The following is a 19,650-nucleotide window of genomic DNA, read 5'->3' as shown; positions in this document are numbered from 1 at the left end:
TAGAATGGGAGGATTACAATGAAGTTTTTAAGCTGGTCTTACCAAGACACTATTGCCACTATCACAATTAATCGACCTCCGGCAAACGCCCTTTCATCAGGTTTATTGAGGGAATTATCAGGAGTCCTTGATGAAATTGAATCCAATCGTGACTTAAAAGTTGTCGTCATACATGGAGAAGGACGCTTTTTCTCGGCGGGTGCCGATATAAAAGAATTTACCACCGTCTCTACTTCAGAAGACTTTGAGAAGCTTGGAAAGTTTGGTCAAGATTTATTTGACCGTATGGAAAAGTTTCCAAAACCGATTATTGCAGCGATTCATGGTGCGGCCCTTGGAGGAGGACTGGAATTGGCAATGGCCTGTCATATCAGGCTTGTAAGTGAAACAGCCAAGCTCGGACTTCCTGAACTTCAGCTTGGTCTAATACCTGGATTCGCCGGTACACAGAGGCTGCCTAAATATGTTGGAGTTGCAAGAGCAGCGGAAATGCTTTTCACTTCAGAACCAATTACAGGCGTTCAAGCAGTACAATATGGCTTAGCCAATCATGCCTATCCGGAAAATGAAGTTTTGGAGCAGGCTTATAAGCTTGCGGCGAAAATTTCCAAGAAAAGCCATGGCTCTTTAAGCGCCGCTATATTATTATTGAATTATGCAAAAACTGAAGAGTTTTATGCTGGTACTGCTAAAGAAGCAGAGTTATTCGGTAAAGTGTTTATGTCAAATGATGGCAAAGAGGGAATCCAAGCCTTTATCGAAAAAAGAGAACCGCAATTTAAAGGTGAATAAACTTCCGTATGCGGGTTTATTTCTGCCCGCTGGGAAGTTATTATAAAAATTTTTTTGAAAAAAATTTTCTTAATCTTTCAAACTGAGCGAATGCTCGAAATTTTATAGGAGGGAAACCATGAACATTTATGTGTTAATGAAAAGAACCTTTGATACTGAAGAAAAAATTGCCTTAAGCGGTGGAAAAATCAATGAGGATGGAGCAGAATTTATCATCAACCCTTATGATGAATATGCAATCGAAGAGGCAATCCAAGTTCGCGATGCGGCTGGTGGAGAAGTTACGGTCGTTTCCGTCGGAAATGAAGAAGTTGAAAAGCAGCTGCGCACCGCCCTTGCAATGGGAGCTGATAAAGCCGCTTTAATAAATATTGAAGATGATGTTGAATACGGCGATCAATTTACGACTGCCAAAATCCTAGCTGAATACTTAAAAGATAAGAAGGCAGATTTAATCCTTGCAGGGAATGTGGCGATTGACGGCGGTTCTGGTCAAGTCGGTCCTCGTGTTGCCGAATTATTAAATATTCCTTATGTCACCACGATTACAAAGCTGGAAATCAACGGCAGCAGTGTAACCGTTACTCGAGATGTTGAAGGAGATTCAGAAGTGATTGAAACGAGCCTTCCACTTTTGGTTACCGCTCAACAAGGATTAAACGAGCCTCGCTATCCTTCCTTGCCTGGGATTATGAAAGCGAAAAAGAAACCGCTTGAAGAGCTTGAATTAGATGATCTTGATCTTGAAGAAGACGATGTTGAAGCAAAAACAAAGACGATTGAAATTTATTTACCGCCGAAAAAAGAGGCAGGAAAAGTTTTATCAGGTGATTTAAATGATCAGGTAAAAGAACTTGTTCAACTTCTTCATACTGAAGCAAAAGTAATTTAATCGTTTTTTTATAATAAAGTTTCAGGAGGTAATCGAATGTCTAGAAAAGTACTTGTATTAGGTGAAGTCCGTGACGGATCATTACGTAATGTATCGTTCGAAGCTGTTGCTGCCGGGAAAACTATGGCAGAGGGCGGAGAGGTAGTAGGTGTATTAATTGGCAAAGCTGTAAGCGCTTTAGGAGCTGAACTAATCCAATCGGGTGCTGACCGCGTTGTAGTGGTGGAAGATGAAAAATTAACCCAATATACTTCTGATGGTTATGCGCAAAGCTTGTTAGCCGTTATTGATAAAGAAAAGCCTGAGGGATTAGTTTTCGGTCATACAGCTTTGGGGAAAGATTTATCACCAAGAATTGCCGGAAAGCTTTCATCGGGATTAATTTCCGATGTAACCGCGATTGAAACAGCCGGCGGAAATATCGTTTTTACAAGACCCATTTACTCCGGTAAAGCTTTTGAGAAAAAAATTGTTACCGACGGGTTAATTTTTGCAACTGTCCGTCCAAATAATATTGCACCGCTTGAAAAAGATGAAAGCAGAACTGGCGGAGTGGAAGCTCTTTCTGTCGAGATTAAAGATCTTCGCGCCATCATTAAAGAGGTTGTCAGAAAAGCGAGCGAAGGCGTGGACCTTAGTGAAGCTAAAGTAGTGATTTCAGGCGGCCGTGGCGTAAAAAGCGCCGAAGGCTTTGCTCCATTAAAAGAGTTAGCCCAAGTATTAGGCGGCGCGGTTGGCGCTTCCCGCGGTGCCTGCGATGCCGACTACTGCGATTACTCCCTGCAAATCGGGCAAACCGGTAAGGTTGTAACGCCAGACCTTTATATTGCCTGTGGAATCTCCGGAGCCATTCAGCATTTAGCAGGTATGTCCAACTCCAAAGTGATCGTTGCCATCAATAAAGATCCGGAAGCAAACATCTTCAAAGTGGCCGATTATGGAATTGTTGGAGACTTATTTGAGGTTGTTCCATTATTAACGGAAGAGTTTAAAAAATTAAAAGTACACTCATAATAAGTAGGAAAGAACGAGCGGCGAAAAACCCGCTCGTTTTTATCGCTGCCGAATAAGATATAATCATTGGGAAAATTGCATCCAATCAAAAAATTAGCATGATGTTTCAAACGGTGATATACTTTCGGTAGTATTTCAAGTATTTTTTAGGAGGGCAACAAAAATGGCAATTTCACATGTTACAGATCAAAATTTTGCTGCTGAAACAGGTTCAGGCCTTGTACTTGCAGATTTCTGGGCTCCTTGGTGCGGACCTTGTAAAATGATAGCTCCAGTTCTTGATGAACTTGACTCAGAAATCGGCGATAAAGTAAAGATTGTTAAATTAGATGTAGATGATAATCAGGAAACAGCTGCTAAATATGGCGTGATGAGCATTCCTACATTACTCGTTTTCAAAAATGGTGAAGTCGTTGACAAGGTAGTCGGCTTCCAGCCAAAAGAAGCACTAGCTGGTGTTTTAGAAAAGCATATTTAATTATTAGTTAAAAAAACCTTAGCCTGATTTTTATCGGCTAAGGTTTTTTTAACTTTCCTTTATATTAGGTTTGTTTTACAATTTTATCGATATAGAAAAATTATGGACGGAGCGGAGTGGCCTAAATGAATGAAACAATCAAGCAAAAGCTGACATTACTCCCAGACCAGCCGGGCTGCTATTTGATGAAAGACCGTCAAGGGACAATCATCTATGTGGGGAAAGCAAAGGTATTAAAGAACCGTGTCCGCTCCTATTTTACCGGATCGCATGACGGGAAGACCTTAAGGCTTGTGAATGAAATTGAAGACTTTGAATATATAGTGACTTCATCAAATATTGAAGCACTTCTTCTTGAATTAAATTTAATCAAGAAATATGATCCCAAATACAACATCATGCTGAAGGATGACAAAAGCTACCCGTTTATCAAGCTGACCGCGGAAAGGCATCCGAAGTTAATCATTACGAGGAAAGTCAAAAAAGATAAAGGTAAGTATTTTGGACCATATCCGAATGTTGGAGCAGCGAATGAAACGAAAAAGCTTCTTGATCGTCTCTATCCATTAAGAAAATGCTCAACTCTCCCTGATCGGGTCTGTTTGTATTACCATCTCGGACAATGCCTGGCACCGTGTGTAAATGATATTGCTGAAGAACAGTATAGGCAGATGACTGATGAGATTACCCGGTTTTTAAATGGCGGTTTTACGGATATTAAAAAAGAATTAACGGAAAAAATGACAGCTGCTGCGGAAGAGCTTGATTTTGAACGGGCCAAGGAATTCCGTGATAAAATCGTTCATATCGAAACGATTATGGAAAAGCAAAAAATCACGATGACCGATTTTACTGACCGAGACGTGTTTGGCTACGCCGTTGATAAAGGGTGGATGTGCGTGCAGGTCTTTTTTGTCCGCCAAGGGAAGCTGATTGAACGGGATGTTTCCATGTTTCCGATTTATAATGAGCCAGAGGAAGAAATCCTTACATTTTTGGGTCAATTTTATCAGAAAGCCAATCATTTTAAGCCAAAGGAAATTCTCATTCAGGATGAAGTGGATTTGGCAATGGCAGAACAGCTTTTAGAAGTAAAAGTGTTGCAGCCTAAGCGGGGGCAAAAAAAGGATCTCGTAAAAATGGCGATTAAGAATGCAAAAATTGCTTTGAACGAAAAGTTCTCACTGATTGAAAAAGATGAGGAAAGAACGATTAAAGCAGTCGAAAACCTAGGTGAACTGCTTGGAATTTATACACCTCACCGCATTGAAGCATTTGATAACTCAAATATCCAGGGGACAGACCCTGTTTCTGCTATGGTCGTTTTTACGGATGGAAAAGCGAATAAACGGGAATACCGCAAATATAAAATAAAATCGGTTATAGGTCCGGATGATTATGAATCGATGAGAGAAGTTACGAGGAGAAGATACTCACGGGCATTAAAGGAGGAACTTCCGCTCCCGGATTTGATTATCATCGATGGCGGGAAGGGTCATGTTGAAGCAGTACGGGACGTGCTGGAGAATGAGCTTGGGTTGGATATTCCTCTTTCCGGGTTAGTAAAAGATGAAAAGCACCGTACCTCGCAATTACTGTACGGGAATCCACTTGAGATCATTCCTCTTGCCCGAAACAGCCAGGAATTCTATTTGCTGCAAAGAATTCAGGATGAGGTACACCGATTTGCGATTACGTTCCATCGGCAGACCCGTGGGAAAAGTGCATTTCAATCCCTCCTTGATGATATACCTGGTGTGGGTGAAAAACGGAAAAAGCTATTGTTAAAACAGTTTGGTTCGGTGAAAAAAATGAAAGAAGCGAGTATAGAGGAATTTACAGCGATTGGAATCCCTGTAAATGTCGCGGAGGAATTAATCAAAAAACTTCAGTCCTAGGCATTGTCACAAAAATGGGACTATGCTATAATGAGTGAAAATTATATTACTAACACTTTTATATTAAAGTGTAGGTAGAGGTGCGAGCTTCAAGAGTAATGGTTCTGAGAAGGATGAGCTTCAAGGAAGAACCATGAAAGGGTTTGCTCGCCGAAGTGAAGGAAGTCTCATTTCTTTCTTTGCTGGTCCTGTGTTGAATAAATACTGGATTGTCAAGACATATGTCTTGGAGAGCTATCTTACATTGTATACGCATGAATTTTTTTCGTGTTGATCAAGCAATGAGATACTCTCTCATTGCTTTTTTATTTTTTTTGAGAAAAATATGGAGAAGCCTAGCTGAAAGAAGGAGAAACAATGGGATTAATTGTGCAAAAATTCGGGGGAACTTCCGTTGGCAGTGTAGAAAGAATAATGAATGTGGCGGAGTCGGTTAAAGCGGAAACCGAACGCGGTAACAATGTTGTTGTTGTCGTATCGGCTATGGGAAAATCAACGGACCACCTCGTCACGCTGGCAAAGGAAATTTCTGCGCAGCCAAGCAAACGTGAAATGGATATGCTGTTGACCACAGGGGAGCAGGTATCCATTGCATTATTATCGATGGCATTAAATCAAAAAGGTCTGCAAGCTGTTTCCTTTACCGGCTGGCAGGCAGGGATTGTCACAGAACCAGTCCATGGGAATGCCCGTATTACTGATGTAAGGACAGAGCAAATTGAAAGCCAGCTGTCTGAGGGCAAAGTGGTGATCGTTGCCGGTTTCCAGGGCATCACTGAAAACGGCGAAATTACCACACTCGGCCGCGGTGGCTCTGATACAACTGCCGTAGCATTAGCAGCTGCACTCAAAGCTGATCGATGTGATATTTATACGGATGTTACCGGAGTATTTACGACAGACCCAAGATATATTAAAGGTGCTCGGAAGCTGTTATCTATTTCTTATGATGAAATGCTCGAGTTAGCCAATTTGGGAGCAGGGGTCCTGCACCCGCGTGCAGTTGAATTTGCAAAAAATTATCAAGTGAGACTAGAAGTCCGTTCAAGTATGGAGAAAATCGAAGGAACAGTGATTGAGGAGGAAGCAACAATGGAACAAAATCTAGTAGTCCGCGGTGTCGCATTTGAGGATGAAATTACGAAAGTAACTGTATTGGGTCTAGCCAATTCATTAACGAGTTTATCCACCATTTTTACCACCTTGGCGGCGCACCATATTAACGTCGATATAATTATTCAAAGCACCACTGAGGCAGGAGCGGCAAATCTTTCTTTCTCGATCAAGACAGAAGATTTAATGGAGACATTAAGAGTCTTGGAAGACAACAAAGAATTGCTTAACTATGAGCAAATTGATGCGGAAAACCAGCTGGCAAAAGTGTCGATTGTCGGTTCCGGAATGATTTCCAATCCAGGGGTAGCAGCAAGAATGTTTGAAGTGCTCGCCGAGCAAAATATTCAAATCAAAATGGTCAGCACCTCTGAAATCAAAGTATCAACGGTAGTGGAAGAAAAAAGCATGCTTAAAGCCGTTCAAGCACTCCACGATGCCTTTGAACTCTCAGCCGTTGCTGAGTAAAAAATAACAAAAAAGCTTTCACGGGATCGAACCCATGAAAGCTTTTTTGCAGTGTCCACCCTACGTGGACAAAACAGGGTGTTTTGTCCACGAACGGTGCCTGTCACCTAAATGTTGTCACCTATATGGTGTCTTTTTGGTCCCATTTTACGGTGAATAGGACTTTGTTTGATTTTTTGATGGGGTGTTCAAAGGCTTCGGAGATGACTTTTTTCTGGGACTCGATTTGTTGGGCTAAAAATCCTGCTTCGAGCTGGAAAAAGTGTTCTGCTTTTGATTTTACACGGGAAACGATAAGTGGACTGAACAGCTCAAATTCGAGTTCGTCCTTTCCTTCACGTTTGATCGTTAGTTCTCCCCATGAGGCCCGTGAGAAGAATTCAATGATACCATCAAAATCATCTAAAGGATATTTTCTTGCGATGCGTTTTCCTGCCCAATACAGGATTTCAGGCGTATCCTTTCCCAATATCTCAGGCAAAAGAATTTCTCTGATTAATTCATAACCAAAAATTGATATGTCCCTGGGTTCATCTAAATCCATATGCTGAATGGCAGCTGTACTATCTTTCACAAGTCTCCCCTCTTTCTATCATTCTATTATATACAATTTGTGTTTTATTTCAGTACAGTTTTTAATTAAAATTTGATGGGGATTAAATGAAAAATTTGCTATTTTGCAATATCAAGTTCTTATTTACCTTGAAAATTATTTTATCCTATTTAGGAATTTTCTATCAGTTATACGTTGGTAATTTCTTAAAATTTTATTGGGATGGCTTCAAAATTAATCCAATTAATAGAAATAAATATTATTCTGTCAAACTATCGAATTTTTTTAAAAATTTTATTTTTAGAAAATAAATTCTGTATCCGGTTTCTTGACGGTGTATGATGTTGGGAGTAAAATGGACATGTCACAATTTTGTCATACTGGTGAAGGCTAAATTTTCCTTTATAGAGGCATAAAAAAGGAGTGAGGCTTTTCATCACGTTTAAAATTTTAGGGGGGTAAAATATGGCGGGTAATCGAGAGTTTGTGTCACGAAGATTGCATTCGTTGTTCGGAGTTGTTCCGATTGGCTTATTTCTAATCGTGCACCTAACAGTCAATCATTTTGCAACATCAGGGGTAGCATCATTTAACAAAGCGGCAAATTTCATGGAAAGTTTACCATTTGTGCGGGTATTAGAATGGATACTTATTTACTTACCATTATTATTCCATGCTATCTATGGACTTTATATTGCTTTTACGGCTACAAATAATGTTGGTAGACTAGGCTTTTTTAGAAACTGGATGTACCTTCTCCAACGTATAACAGGCGTAATCACATTAATCTTTCTTGCATGGCATGTTTGGGAAACTCGAATCGCTATGGCTTTCGGTGCAGCGCTTAACTTCCAAATGATGCAGCACATTTTATCTTCACCATTCATGTTTGGGTTTTATTTAGTTGGAGTAATTTCAACTATTTTCCACTTCTCAAACGGGTTATGGTCATTCATGGTTAGCTGGGGTATCACAGTGTCACCACGTTCTCAAGTAATTTCTACATACGTAACAATTATAATTTTTATTCTTCTTTCAATTGTAGGAATTCAAGCGATGTTTGCTTTTGTATAAACAAGAATTGTTCGGAAAAAAACGGATTTTGGATTAGGGAGTGAGTCACAATGAGTAAGGGTAAGGTGATCATAGTCGGCGGCGGATTAGCCGGCTTGATGGCAACGATTAAAGTTGCCGAATCAGGAACACCGGTTGAGTTATTTTCACTTGTACCGGTTAAACGTTCTCACTCTGTTTGTGCCCAAGGTGGTATTAATGGAGCAGTAAATACAAAAGGTGAAGGGGATTCAACTTGGATTCACTTTGACGATACGATTTATGGCGGGGACTTTTTAGCGAACCAGCCGCCTGTAAAGGCGATGTGTGATGCAGCCCCTGGTATCATTCACTTGATGGACCGGATGGGAGTAATGTTCAACCGTACTCCTGAGGGATTGCTGGATTTCCGTCGTTTCGGCGGAACACAGCATCACCGTACCGCTTTTGCCGGAGCCACTACAGGACAGCAGCTTCTTTATGCATTGGATGAACAAGTCCGCCGTCATGAAGTGGAAGGCTTAGTTACAAAATATGAGGGCTGGGAGTTCTTAGGTGCCGTAGTGGATGATGAAGGCGTTTGCCGCGGAATCGTTGCTCAAAATCTAAAAACGATGGAAATTAAATCCTTCTCTGCTGATGCTGTGATCATGGCAACAGGCGGTCCTGGGATTATTTTTGGAAAATCGACAAACTCTGTTATTAATACAGGCTCTGCTGCATCAATCGTTTACCAGCAGGGAGCTTATTATGCAAATGGTGAAATGATTCAAATTCACCCTACTGCCATTCCTGGAGATGATAAACTTCGTCTTATGAGTGAATCTGCTCGTGGAGAAGGCGGACGTATTTGGACTTATAAGGATGGTAAGCCTTGGTATTTCCTTGAAGAGAGATATCCTGCATATGGAAATCTAGTACCACGTGATATTGCAACACGTGAAATTTTCAATGTCTGTGTGGACATGAAGCTTGGTATCAATGGGGAAAACATGGTTTATCTTGATCTTTCTCACAAGGATCCACATGAGCTGGATGTTAAGCTTGGTGGTATTATCGAGATTTATGAAAAGTTCATGGGTGAGGATCCTCATAAAGTTCCAATGAAAATTTTCCCTGCCGTTCACTATTCAATGGGCGGATTATGGGTTGATTATGATCAAATGACAAGTATTCCGGGACTGTTTGCTGCAGGAGAATGTGATTTTTCACAGCACGGTGCAAACCGCTTAGGTGCAAACTCCTTACTATCTGCTATTTTTGGCGGAATGGTTGCTGGCCCTAATGTTGTTAAATATATTAATGGACTTGAAAAGAGCTCAGATTCCGTTTCTTCAAGTGTTTTTGATCGCCATGTAAAAGAACAAGAAGAAAAGTGGAATTCGATTATGTCGATGGATGGAAACGAAAATGCCTATGTGCTTCATAAAGAGCTTGGTGAATGGATGACAGATAATGTTACCGTAGTTCGCTTTAATGACAGGCTCAAAAAGACAGACGAAAAAATCCAAGAGCTTTTAGAGCGTTATCAAAAAATCAATATTAACGATACATCAAAATGGAGCAACCAAGGAGCAGCATTCACTCGTCAATTACAAAATATGCTGCAGCTTGCACGTGTTATTACGATTGGCGCCTATAATCGTAATGAAAGCCGTGGTGCACATTACAAGCCAGAATTCCCTAAACGAAATGATGAGGAATTCATGAAAACAACAATGGCGAAATTTGTTGATGCGAAAACTGCACCAGCATTCCATTATGAAGATGTAGATATCTCGTTACTTGCACCTCGTGAGCGCGATTACACTAAAAAGCATTAAAGAAAGGGGAGTAGGAAAGAATGTCTGAAACAAAAACAGTAAAATTTATTATCACTCGTCAGGAAACTCCAGACTCTGCTCCTTTTGAGGAGGAATTTGAACTTCCATACCGCCCGAATATGAACGTCATTTCGGCGCTAATGGAAATTCGCAGAAACCCTGTTAACGTAAAAGGACAAGGTACAAGCCCGATTACATGGGAAATGAACTGTCTTGAAGAAGTATGCGGCGCTTGCTCAATGATCATCAATGGCAAACCCCGCCAAGCTTGTTCGGCACTTGTTGACAAGCTGGAGCAGCCAATTCGCTTGGCTCCTATGAAAACTTTCCCAATCGTCCGTGATTTACAGGTAGACCGGAGCAGAATGTTTGATTCCTTGAAAAAAGTTAAAGCATGGATCCCAATTGATGGTACTTATGATTTAGGACCTGGTCCGCGTATGCCTGAAAGAAAAAGACAATGGGCATATGAGCTATCAAAATGTATGACCTGCGGTGTTTGTTTAGAGGCATGTCCAAATGTGAACAGTAAATCAAACTTCATGGGCCCAGCAGTATTTAATCAGGTTCGTTTGTTTAACGCACATCCAACCGGCGAGATGAATAAAGCTGAACGCTTAAATGCATTTATGGAAGATGGCGGTTTACAAGGCTGTGGTAATTCACAAAACTGTGTGCAATCCTGTCCAAAAGGGATTCCAATTACAACATCGATTGCGGCGGTTAACCGTGATGCAACATTACAATCATTTAGAAACTTCTTCGGAAGCGATAACGATTAACACGCAAAAACCTTCTTTTCTTTTACGGAAAGAAGGTTTTTGCATTTAAGAAGAAGAATATATTCAAATTAAAAATAATTGTTATAATGATGATAATGTGTATCAATGAAGGAAAAGGACGGTATAAACAGGTGAAATCAAGATTTCCACTTCTTTTAGTTTTAGTTGGTGTAATTTTATTGGCGATCGGGATTTGGCAAATGGCAGATGTGAACATGAAAACAAACGCTACTTTAAAAAAGGCAAAGGAATTGATTGCCCAGCAAACAGTTGATTCACCTACAAAAAATACACCCCCCATACCCAAAAATAAAATAAATAAACAAAAGGCAACAGCAGTAGGTGACACCATTGGAATTCTCCAAATTCCTAAAATTAATGCCGAACTGCCAATTGTCGAAGGAACTGACCCTGATGATCTTGCAAAAGGTGTCGGTCATTATAAGGGCTCCTTGTTTCCAGGAGGACACGGGCAAATTGTTTTATCCGGTCACCGCGATACTGTTTTTCGTCATCTTGGTGCATTGAAAATCGGGGATATTTTAAAAGTGGAAATGCCTGATGGAAGCTTCGATTATAAAATTGACCATATGAAAATAGTGGATTCCAAAGACACAAATATCATTACATTGCAAAAGAATAAAGAAGAATTAATTTTAACAACATGCTATCCATTCCGTTATATTGGAAATGCGCCAAATCGATATATTATTTATGCCTATCCAAACTCATGATTGAATTTTATTTTTCACAAAATAAATTCTCCTAAGAAGCAAATATAGTCACTACATGAGTGCCCTTGACATAAGATATGGTGACTAAATATATACCCACCCCACGGTTCATAACTGGCGAAGGCAAGGAGGGTCACAATACTTGAAGGAGAATGATTATACTCACAAGCCATTACTCACCAAACGCGAAAGAGAAGTATTCGAACTGTTAGTACAAGACAAAACAACGAAGGAAATCGCTGGTGAATTATTTATAAGCGAAAAAACGGTTCGGAATCATATTTCCAATGCCATGCAAAAGCTTGGTGTTAAGGGGCGATCACAAGCAGTTGTAGAGCTCCTTCGAATGGGAGAGCTAGAACTTTAAACATGACCGGCATCCTTTTGGGAGGCCGGTTCATATTTTATAAAGGATTTTTTAAAAGTGGAAGAGTAGGTATTTTGTGGTATATCCAGTTTTTCAGCTTGAAATTTTATTGAAAAAAGTAGAAAATAAGAGCATGCTTACTGGCTTTAATGTTGACTTTTAGAAAAGCAATAGAGGAGAAGCCTATTATAGGAGTGTATGATAAATGAAACTCGAAAATTCACAAAAAGTGGATCCAGTAATGGTTGCAAATATTGAGAAGGATTTACGCTACATATCTGGGATTGTTAAGCAAAAGGGAAGAGAGATGCTAACTAATTATAAAATTACTCCTCCCCAATTTGTTGCCCTTCAATGGTTATTTGAAGATGGAGATATGACCATCGGTGAACTATCAAATAAAATGTTTTTGGCTTGCAGCACCACAACAGACCTAGTTGATCGAATGGAGAAGAATCTCCTTGTGGTTCGGGTTAAGGATCCAAATGACCGTCGGGTTGTGAGAATTCACCTGCTTGAAGAAGGCGAAAGAATTATTGATGAAGTGATTAAGAAACGTCAAGTTTATTTGCAGGAAGTATTAAAAAACTTCTCTTTAGAAGAAATTAAATTTCTGCAAAGTAACTTGATGAAATTACATCAGGAAATGCGTTAAAAAATGAGGCGAGAAGTTTGAAACAACCAATTGGTGTGATTGATTCCGGGGTTGGAGGACTTACGGTTGCGAAAGAAGTCATGAGACAGCTCCCAAATGAAAAAATCATTTATCTGGGAGATACTGCCCGATGTCCGTATGGACCGAGAACCAGGAATGAAGTAAAGAAATTTACTTGGGAAATGACATCCTTTTTATTAGATAAACAGATTAAGATGTTAGTTATTGCCTGTAACACGGCAACAGCTGCTGCTCTTGATGAAATTCGCAAGGAATTAAATATTCCGGTGATCGGCGTCATTTATCCAGGGGCACGTGCAGCGATCAAGAGAACGAAAAACTACCGTGTTGGAATTATTGGAACGGTAGGCACAGTCAAAAGCGGTGCCTATGAAAAGGCGTTGAAATCGCTGAATAGCAGGCTATATGTCTTAAGCCAGGCATGTCCAAAGTTTGTACCGCTTGTTGAAAGCGGCCAATACAATGGAACTATAGCCGAAAAAATTGTGAACGAATCATTGAAACCGTTACTTGATCAGTATTTAGATACATTAATTTTAGGATGTACCCATTATCCGCTGCTCGAACAGCTAATTAAAAATGTCATGGGTAATGAGGTTAATGTTATTAGCTCCGGTGATGAAACAGCACGAGAAGTCAGTGCCATTCTACAATACAACGGAATTCTCGAAGAATCTGAGGACGAGCCGGTCCATGAATTTTATACCACTGGATCAAGGACTATTTTTTCAAAAATTGCTTCGGAATGGTTAAAAATGCCCGTTGATAATGTAAAAAAAATCAAGCTATAAAATAAGGACTCCTTCTTTGGGGTCCTTTTTCGCATTTTTTTGAGGAATGTCCAAATTTTCTTTGATAAAACGGTCTATTTTCTAGGAAGGCTCGTATACATTGTAGTACAAACTGTCTTGGGGGGAATTTATATGTCTAAAAATAAAGTAATACCTCTTGTTTCGGCAATGTTTATATCCAGTGTTCTTCTGTCAGGATGTGGATTGTTCGGAACCGAAACTACCAAAAAAATTGATCCGCCAAAAAGCATGGAGGTTTCTAATAAAAATCTAAATAAGGAAACAGCCGGAAAGACGGCGGAGGCTAAAAATACGATTAAGACAGAGCTCTATTTGATCGACAAAAATGGCTATGTTGTACCGCAAACACTGGCTCTTCCAAAAACAACGACGGTAGCAAAACAGGCTCTCGAGTACTTAGTGGATAATGGACCTGTTACTGAAATGCTCCCAAATGGATTTAGAGCTGTATTACCTGCAGATACGGGAATTTCCTTAAGTATTAAAGATGGAGTAGCCCATGTTGATTTTTCAAAAGAATTTAAGAATTATCAGCCAGAAGATGAAATGAAGATTCTTCAATCAGTTACCTGGACACTGACCCAGTTCAATAATATCAAGTCTGTTAAACTCACGATGGGCGGGCATGAGCTAACAGAAATGCCTGTCAATGGTACCCCGATTAGCGATAATCTAACTAGATCGATAGGCATCAATATTGATACAACGGATGTCGCGGATATCACTAATACAAAGCCAATAACCGTTTATTATATTGGTGGTGAAGAAGGCGGGTACTATTATGTACCAGTCACAAGAAGGGTTAGCAATAGTGTGACGAACAATGTTGTCGCGGCGGTTAATGAATTAGTCGAAGGGCCAAATGAAAAATCAAATCTGATGTCTGATTTTATGCCTGACGTCAAACTGATGGACAATCCAAAGGTGGAGAATGGAGAAGTAACATTGGACTTTAATGAGAATATATACGGAAGTTTCAAAGAGAAAGTGATTTCACAACATGTATTGGATGCATTGGTCCTTTCCTTGACTGAACAGCCGGGAATTGAAAAAGTAGCTGTTACCGTAAAAGGAAAAGCAGAATTGGTACAGGAAGACGGTAAAAAATTAATCAAACCGGTATCTCGACCAGAAAAAGTAAACACGGGTAGTTTTTAAAAAATATTTTTTGTTATACTATATAGTGACAATGAAAGAGGTAGGCTTTTAGGCCGCCTCTTCTTTATTTGACATATTGCATCGTATTTTCATGAAGGAGGAAGAAATATGCGTGTTGATGGAAGAGAACCATTGCAGTTAAGACCTATACATATTGAAACAAACTATTTAAAGCATCCTGAGGGTTCAGTCTTAATTACCGTCGGAGATACAAAGGTCATCTGCACAGCAAGTATTGAAGACCGTGTTCCCCATTTTATGAGAGGGGAAGGGAAAGGCTGGATTACGGCTGAGTATTCAATGCTCCCACGAGCGACAGAGACAAGAAATATTCGTGAATCTTCAAAGGGTAAAGTTTCCGGTCGCACAATGGAAATTCAACGCTTAATTGGCCGTGCTCTTAGGGCTGTTGTAGATCTATCTGCACTAGGTGAAAAAACAGTATGGATTGATTGTGATGTAATCCAGGCAGACGGCGGCACCCGCACCGCTTCAATCACAGGTGCTTTTGTGGCGATGGCAATGGCATTGAATTCTTTAGCGGAAAAAAGAGCCGTCAAGTTTCCGATTATCGATTACTTGGCAGCAACCAGTGTGGGAATTTTAAAAAATAATCAAACCGTTCTCGATTTAAATTATGCTGAGGATTCTAAAGCCCAAGTGGATATGAATGTTGTCATGACAGGAAATGGAGAATTTGTAGAGCTACAGGGAACTGGGGAAGAATCTACTTTTTCTTATGCGCAGCTTCAAGAACTGCTCCATGCCGCGCAGGAGGGATTAATGGAGCTATTCGAACAGCAGAAACATGCCCTCGGTGAAGAAATCATCGCTAAAATTGAGGAGAGACGGAAGAAAAAATAGATTTTATTTTTGATTCGCCGATAAATAGCGGTAATTCGCCGATAAACTGTTTGAATTCGCTGATAAATAGCAAAGATTCGCCGATAAATTCTTGCGGTTTATATGAATCGCTAATAGAAATAAGAAATTCGCTAATAGAACCGATAAATTTGCTAATTGAATTAAGAAATCCGCTAATAGAACCAAGAAATTCGCTAATAAAACATGCAAAACCGCAAATATTTTTGCAAAAAGAGGAGTTAAAAATGAAAGAAGTCATCATTGCTACAAAAAATCCCGGAAAAGCAAAGGAATTTGAGCATATTTTTGCACCGAGAGGGATAAAAGTCCGGACTTTATTAGATTTTCCTGAAATTCCAGAAGTAGAGGAAACCGGCATTACCTTTGAAGAAAACGCGATCCTGAAAGCGGAGGCGGTTTCTAATGCCCTAGATAAAATGGTTATTGGCGATGACTCGGGCCTTATCGTGGATGCATTAGAGGGAAGGCCAGGAATCTATTCTGCCCGCTATGCAGGAGAACATAAAAACGATCAGGACAATACAAATAAAGTTCTTGGCGAATTAGAGGGCGTTCCAGAGGAAAAAAGGACGGCTCGTTTCTATTGCGCACTAGCAGTTGCGGCACCTGGCAAACAAACCATCACTGTTTTTGGAACATGTGAAGGCCGTATTTTAGAAGAACAACGAGGTACAAATGGATTTGGTTATGACCCCGTTTTCTTTGTGCCTGAAAAAGGCCGTGCCATGGCCGAGTTAACCTCGGATGAGAAAAATAAAATTAGTCATCGGGCAAATGCATTAAAGAAGCTGGATGTAATCCTGGATTCTATTTTAGAAAGAACATCGTTATCATGAGCAAAGTGTTAATCGTCAGTGACAGTCATGGATTAACGAAGGAGCTCGAGGTGTTACGGGAGAGGCACTTGAAGGACGCCGATTTAATGATTCATTGCGGTGATTCACAATTGATGCCGGATGATCCAACCATTTCAGGTTTTTTGACGGTTATGGGGAATTGCGATTTCGGCGGATATCCTTTAGAAACAATGACGGAGGCTGCAGGCCGCAAAATTTTCATTACCCATGGTCATAAATATTCTGTAAAAACATCCTTAATGAGCTTGAAATATAAAGCTATTCAGATGAATGCAGATATCGTGTGTTTTGGGCATTCGCACATCTTAGGCGCGGAATTAATTGGCGGTACCCTATTTCTGAATCCAGGCAGTATCCGTCTGCCGCGTGAGCGTTTTGAAAAAACCTATATGATCTTGGAGTTAATGGAAGATCGAATTCACATGCACGTATTTGATATCAGCGGTCGAGAATTGCCCGATTTATACCGTGAATTTAGCATGCCAAAATAGCGGGGGAAATTCCCCCCTATTTCTTCTTAAAAAGGAGTTGACATTTTCGATCGAGGAGCCTATAATAAAACTTGTCCTTGAAAATTATAAATGTCCCAGTAGCTCAGCCGGATAGAGCATACGCCTTCTAAGCGTACGGTCGGGAGTTCGAATCTCTCCTGGGACGCCATCTAATCTACATACCAAATGATAATTACTCACCTTCTAAGGGTGAGTTTTTTTATTTGTTCTCCATTCTAGTAATCTTTTACAAAAAACCATCTCTATATGGTAAAATTAAATAGATTAATAACTTTGTAGATTGGAGAAAATATCAATGAAACGACTCTTGTTGAGAGCTGGCATATTAACCATATTAACTGGAGCATCATTGGGTTTAATGAATAAAGATGCATCCGCGGAGACCAATTTGGCAGCCAAATGTAAACCATATGGTGTGATTAAGAAAAATACGAATCCTTCCTTTCAGCTTGCCAATTGTCTGCTGACCAATGCAGCAATGGAAGCGAATATACCTCCTGAAGTGGTGAAAGCTGTCGCTACCCAGGAAAACGGAGGGTGGGCTCAATTTAAAAATGGGACGCCTTTAATTTCTGATGATGGCGGCATTGGCATCATGCAAATCACGAATCAATCAGGCTATGATAAAGAAAAATTAAAAAATGATGTCATTTACAACATAGAGTCAGGCGTCAAGATCCTAAGCGATAAATACAATCTCACTTACCTCCCAAAAATAAAAAATGCAGACCGCTGGACCATTGAAAATTGGTATTTTCCCGTTATGGCTTATAATGGCATAAAACCTGTAAACAGCCCATTATACCAAGCAACTGGAGGAAATAACAAAAATGCCTATCAGGAAAAAGTCTTTTACTGGCTTGAAAAAGAAAGCTTCTTAAATGACACGAAATATAATAAATCAATCTTGGCGAAGATACCCTTCAGCACAAAGGATTTTCAATATGATCCCAAGAGTGGTAACAATATTGTATTCTTAAAAAACCAATACACCGTAACCGGCCTAATGCATTCCTCCTCATACCGTTTTAAAAAGGGCGACAAGGTATTTGTTACTCAGAACCTTATCAACTTGAGGAGATATAAAGATTCAACCAAAAATGCCGTACGGTTACCCAAGAATACAACCTTAATCATTACCGGTAATTATCTCTACTCATCCTCCGGCAGCCAAAACCAATTTGTATGGTACCCAGTAAAATCAGAGGATGGAAAACTAACCGGATATATTTCTTCGGCTTATATTATGAAAAAATTAGGAACACCTACGGTCAACGCTGTTACCCATCAATCAACGGTAATCTCAGGAAAATCCGAATCAAATACAACCGTTTATGTGGTAGTAAACAACAAAATAATCGGTAATGGCATTGCCAAAAATGGTGCCTATGCCATTCATATCCCAAAACAAAAAGCAGGCACTACTATCGTTGTTTATGCCAAGAATAATTTAAATAATAGGAGTGCCAGCAAAACAGTTTATGTTAGATAAATCAAGTAGTAAAAAACTCACCTTCCCGAGGTGAGTTTTTTGTTTTTTTCCAATTTGTGCTACACTATTCTTCATTAAGAACCTTAAGGCAGGTATTTTTATGAAAAAGCGGGAACGAGCGAAGCGAAAAGATAATATTATCTACTTTCCCGGGCTCGAGAAACAATTAACGGAAAAGGGGTTGGAATCACTAAGATTAAAAAAATATGCGGAAGCTATTACTCTTTTAGAAGAAGCAAAAGATCTTGACCCGGAAAACGATGAAATGTTAATCGGTTTAGTGCTAGCCTATTTTGAAGCTTCAGCCTATAAAAAAGCAAAAAAACTTGCGAATGAAATGCTCCTAAAAGGAATCGGCGACTATTTCCAAATGGTTGACCTTTATTTAACCATTCTCATTCAGCTCCATGAATATCCCGAAATTGTGTCGACCATTGAGGCACTATTAGATGAAAAAGAAATTCCGCAAGATAAACATGACCATTTTATAACGATTCTGCAATTTAGCAGGCGAATGGCAGAACAGAATGTAACGGGGTCCACTGAATCAATTCCTGAAGAAAGAAATATAAAAGAGCTTAATTTATATTCATTACATAACCTAAATGACCAAATGCAGCTGGCAGCAACACTAGCAGATAAAAATATTAGACCGTTTGTTCCTGAAATAAAAGATTATTTGATGGCTGATTCCGGGAACCCTTTCCTTAAAACGGTGTTGCTTACTCTTCTAAAAGAACAAGAATATGATAAAGAAATTGAAATAAGAAAATTTAACCAAGGAATAACCGTCGTTCCTATCCAATTACCCGAGGTTAAACAAGAGCCAAGAATGACTGGAATAAAAAAAATATTGGAAGAACAATTAGAACAGCATGACCCCGTCCTTTTTGAAAATATCATTGGAATGGTTGAAAGAATTTTTTTTACTAGTTATCCTTTCCATCTAGGGCCGGAAGAATTGGAGGCATGGGCAGGGGCCTTTCATTTCATAGCTTTTGAGTACTTGGGAATGGAATTGAATTTAAATGAAATATCCTTTGAATATCAAACATCACTTGAAAAAATACACCAGGCAATTGCTCAAATAAGGGAAATAGAAGAAATTTCTTATCCTAATATATAGTCAACTCTGTTGAAAGAACATAAACCTATGTTATAATGTAGGGGTTGCACCCGTGTAAAAATTGATATTTTACATTTAAAAAGTGGATAATGACTTGATAAAACAAGGATTATTCATACTAATTCGTTACGAATGAAATGAAGAATAGATTGTTGGAGGGAAAAA

The 19,650-nt window shown here is 39.6% G+C and carries 20 protein-coding genes, 1 tRNA gene and 1 riboswitch; of the genes, 20 read left to right on the top strand and 1 reads right to left on the bottom strand.

Annotated elements, in window-relative coordinates:
* Window positions 1–18: 18 nt before the first annotated feature.
* The 6 genes from ACZ5XR_RS21345 (at window position 19) to ACZ5XR_RS21320 (ending at window position 6,655) form a co-directional block, all read left to right on the top strand.
* Window positions 19–792: an enoyl-CoA hydratase gene (locus ACZ5XR_RS21345; protein ID WP_464498472.1), complete on the top strand. Its 774-nt coding sequence runs from the start codon at window positions 19–21 to the stop codon at window positions 790–792.
* Window positions 793–910: 118 nt separating this feature from the next.
* Window positions 911–1,684 carry an electron transfer flavoprotein subunit beta/FixA family protein gene (locus tag ACZ5XR_RS21340; RefSeq protein ID WP_464498471.1) on the top strand — a complete coding sequence of 258 codons (774 nt, stop codon included), beginning with the start codon at window positions 911–913 and terminating at the stop codon, window positions 1,682–1,684.
* Between the two features lie 36 nt (window positions 1,685–1,720).
* Window positions 1,721–2,698 (top strand): electron transfer flavoprotein subunit alpha/FixB family protein, encoded by a 978-nt coding sequence (locus tag ACZ5XR_RS21335; RefSeq protein WP_464498470.1) that lies wholly within the window; start codon window positions 1,721–1,723, stop codon window positions 2,696–2,698.
* A 163-nt stretch (window positions 2,699–2,861) separates the two neighbouring features.
* A complete protein-coding gene (trxA, locus tag ACZ5XR_RS21330; protein ID WP_464498468.1) occupies window positions 2,862–3,176 on the top strand; it encodes a thioredoxin in 315 nt (104 codons plus the stop codon).
* Between the two features lie 125 nt (window positions 3,177–3,301).
* Window positions 3,302–5,074 (top strand): excinuclease ABC subunit UvrC, encoded by a 1,773-nt coding sequence (gene uvrC, locus ACZ5XR_RS21325; RefSeq protein ID WP_464498467.1) that lies wholly within the window; start codon window positions 3,302–3,304, stop codon window positions 5,072–5,074.
* Window positions 5,075–5,141: 67 nt separating this feature from the next.
* Window positions 5,142–5,319: riboswitch (Lysine riboswitch) on the top strand.
* A gap of 112 nt (window positions 5,320–5,431) precedes the next feature.
* A complete protein-coding gene (locus ACZ5XR_RS21320; RefSeq protein ID WP_464498466.1) occupies window positions 5,432–6,655 on the top strand; it encodes an aspartate kinase in 1,224 nt (407 codons plus the stop codon).
* 121 nt (window positions 6,656–6,776) lie between these two features.
* On the opposite strand, the gene ACZ5XR_RS21315 is transcribed toward ACZ5XR_RS21320, so the two are convergent.
* Window positions 6,777–7,229 (bottom strand): YslB family protein, encoded by a 453-nt coding sequence (locus tag ACZ5XR_RS21315; RefSeq protein ID WP_464498465.1) that lies wholly within the window; start codon window positions 7,227–7,229, stop codon window positions 6,777–6,779.
* Window positions 7,230–7,673: 444 nt separating this feature from the next.
* Between ACZ5XR_RS21315 and ACZ5XR_RS21310 the strand changes: the two genes are divergently transcribed.
* The 14 genes from ACZ5XR_RS21310 to ACZ5XR_RS21245 all read left to right on the top strand — a co-directional run bounded on the left by ACZ5XR_RS21310 (window position 7,674) and on the right by ACZ5XR_RS21245 (window position 19,485).
* Window positions 7,674–8,282: a succinate dehydrogenase cytochrome b558 subunit gene (locus ACZ5XR_RS21310; RefSeq protein WP_464498463.1), complete on the top strand. Its 609-nt coding sequence runs from the start codon at window positions 7,674–7,676 to the stop codon at window positions 8,280–8,282.
* Between the two features lie 50 nt (window positions 8,283–8,332).
* Entirely contained in the window at window positions 8,333–10,084 is a 1,752-nt protein-coding gene (sdhA, locus tag ACZ5XR_RS21305; RefSeq protein WP_464498462.1) for a succinate dehydrogenase flavoprotein subunit, read from the top strand.
* Between the two features lie 20 nt (window positions 10,085–10,104).
* Entirely contained in the window at window positions 10,105–10,866 is a 762-nt protein-coding gene (sdhB, locus tag ACZ5XR_RS21300; protein ID WP_464498461.1) for a succinate dehydrogenase iron-sulfur subunit, read from the top strand.
* Between the two features lie 200 nt (window positions 10,867–11,066).
* Window positions 11,067–11,600, top strand: a complete 534-nt coding sequence (locus tag ACZ5XR_RS21295; RefSeq protein WP_464502397.1) for a class D sortase — start codon at window positions 11,067–11,069, stop codon at window positions 11,598–11,600.
* 142 nt (window positions 11,601–11,742) lie between these two features.
* Window positions 11,743–11,967 (top strand): spore germination transcription factor GerE, encoded by a 225-nt coding sequence (gerE, locus tag ACZ5XR_RS21290; RefSeq protein ID WP_026572264.1) that lies wholly within the window; start codon window positions 11,743–11,745, stop codon window positions 11,965–11,967.
* A gap of 205 nt (window positions 11,968–12,172) precedes the next feature.
* Complete coding sequence (locus ACZ5XR_RS21285; protein WP_464498459.1) at window positions 12,173–12,622, top strand: MarR family winged helix-turn-helix transcriptional regulator; 450 nt, start codon at window positions 12,173–12,175, stop codon at window positions 12,620–12,622.
* A gap of 17 nt (window positions 12,623–12,639) precedes the next feature.
* On the top strand, window positions 12,640–13,434 hold the full coding sequence (gene racE / locus ACZ5XR_RS21280; protein ID WP_464498458.1) for a glutamate racemase: 795 nt from the start codon (window positions 12,640–12,642) through the stop codon (window positions 13,432–13,434).
* A gap of 132 nt (window positions 13,435–13,566) precedes the next feature.
* Window positions 13,567–14,613 (top strand): GerMN domain-containing protein, encoded by a 1,047-nt coding sequence (locus tag ACZ5XR_RS21275; protein WP_464498457.1) that lies wholly within the window; start codon window positions 13,567–13,569, stop codon window positions 14,611–14,613.
* A 108-nt stretch (window positions 14,614–14,721) separates the two neighbouring features.
* Entirely contained in the window at window positions 14,722–15,477 is a 756-nt protein-coding gene (rph, locus tag ACZ5XR_RS21270; RefSeq protein WP_464498455.1) for a ribonuclease PH, read from the top strand.
* A 245-nt stretch (window positions 15,478–15,722) separates the two neighbouring features.
* Window positions 15,723–16,334: an XTP/dITP diphosphatase gene (locus ACZ5XR_RS21265; RefSeq protein WP_464498453.1), complete on the top strand. Its 612-nt coding sequence runs from the start codon at window positions 15,723–15,725 to the stop codon at window positions 16,332–16,334.
* Window positions 16,331–16,846, top strand: a complete 516-nt coding sequence (locus tag ACZ5XR_RS21260) for a metallophosphoesterase (protein ID WP_464498452.1) — start codon at window positions 16,331–16,333, stop codon at window positions 16,844–16,846. Before ACZ5XR_RS21265 ends, ACZ5XR_RS21260 begins: the two co-directional genes overlap by 4 nt.
* A 92-nt stretch (window positions 16,847–16,938) precedes the next feature.
* A tRNA-Arg gene (locus ACZ5XR_RS21255) sits at window positions 16,939–17,015 on the top strand.
* A 147-nt stretch (window positions 17,016–17,162) separates the two neighbouring features.
* Window positions 17,163–18,359: an Ig-like domain-containing protein gene (locus ACZ5XR_RS21250; RefSeq protein ID WP_464498451.1), complete on the top strand. Its 1,197-nt coding sequence runs from the start codon at window positions 17,163–17,165 to the stop codon at window positions 18,357–18,359.
* 100 nt (window positions 18,360–18,459) lie between these two features.
* Window positions 18,460–19,485 carry a tetratricopeptide repeat protein gene (locus ACZ5XR_RS21245; RefSeq protein ID WP_464498450.1) on the top strand — a complete coding sequence of 342 codons (1,026 nt, stop codon included), beginning with the start codon at window positions 18,460–18,462 and terminating at the stop codon, window positions 19,483–19,485.
* The last annotated feature ends 165 nt before the right edge of the window (window positions 19,486–19,650 follow it).

This window comes from Neobacillus sp. Fa239, assembly GCF_055395235.1.
This window is presented reverse-complemented; position numbering and strand designations above follow the sequence as displayed.

Coding starts and splice junctions, on each gene's coding strand:
- ACZ5XR_RS21345 (WP_464498472.1), top strand. CDS start 19: ATGAAGTTTTTAAGCTGGTCTTACCAAGACACTATTGCCACTATCACA.
- ACZ5XR_RS21310 (WP_464498463.1), top strand. CDS start 7,674: ATGGCGGGTAATCGAGAGTTTGTGTCACGAAGATTGCATTCGTTGTTC.
- ACZ5XR_RS21265 (WP_464498453.1), top strand. CDS start 15,723: ATGAAAGAAGTCATCATTGCTACAAAAAATCCCGGAAAAGCAAAGGAA.
- sdhB (WP_464498461.1), top strand. CDS start 10,105: ATGTCTGAAACAAAAACAGTAAAATTTATTATCACTCGTCAGGAAACT.
- sdhA (WP_464498462.1), top strand. CDS start 8,333: ATGAGTAAGGGTAAGGTGATCATAGTCGGCGGCGGATTAGCCGGCTTG.
- uvrC (WP_464498467.1), top strand. CDS start 3,302: ATGAATGAAACAATCAAGCAAAAGCTGACATTACTCCCAGACCAGCCG.
- ACZ5XR_RS21260 (WP_464498452.1), top strand. CDS start 16,331: ATGAGCAAAGTGTTAATCGTCAGTGACAGTCATGGATTAACGAAGGAG.
- ACZ5XR_RS21335 (WP_464498470.1), top strand. CDS start 1,721: ATGTCTAGAAAAGTACTTGTATTAGGTGAAGTCCGTGACGGATCATTA.
- ACZ5XR_RS21285 (WP_464498459.1), top strand. CDS start 12,173: ATGAAACTCGAAAATTCACAAAAAGTGGATCCAGTAATGGTTGCAAAT.
- rph (WP_464498455.1), top strand. CDS start 14,722: ATGCGTGTTGATGGAAGAGAACCATTGCAGTTAAGACCTATACATATT.
- ACZ5XR_RS21340 (WP_464498471.1), top strand. CDS start 911: ATGAACATTTATGTGTTAATGAAAAGAACCTTTGATACTGAAGAAAAA.
- ACZ5XR_RS21320 (WP_464498466.1), top strand. CDS start 5,432: ATGGGATTAATTGTGCAAAAATTCGGGGGAACTTCCGTTGGCAGTGTA.
- ACZ5XR_RS21250 (WP_464498451.1), top strand. CDS start 17,163: ATGAAACGACTCTTGTTGAGAGCTGGCATATTAACCATATTAACTGGA.
- trxA (WP_464498468.1), top strand. CDS start 2,862: ATGGCAATTTCACATGTTACAGATCAAAATTTTGCTGCTGAAACAGGT.
- ACZ5XR_RS21295 (WP_464502397.1), top strand. CDS start 11,067: ATGGCAGATGTGAACATGAAAACAAACGCTACTTTAAAAAAGGCAAAG.
- ACZ5XR_RS21275 (WP_464498457.1), top strand. CDS start 13,567: ATGTCTAAAAATAAAGTAATACCTCTTGTTTCGGCAATGTTTATATCC.
- ACZ5XR_RS21245 (WP_464498450.1), top strand. CDS start 18,460: ATGAAAAAGCGGGAACGAGCGAAGCGAAAAGATAATATTATCTACTTT.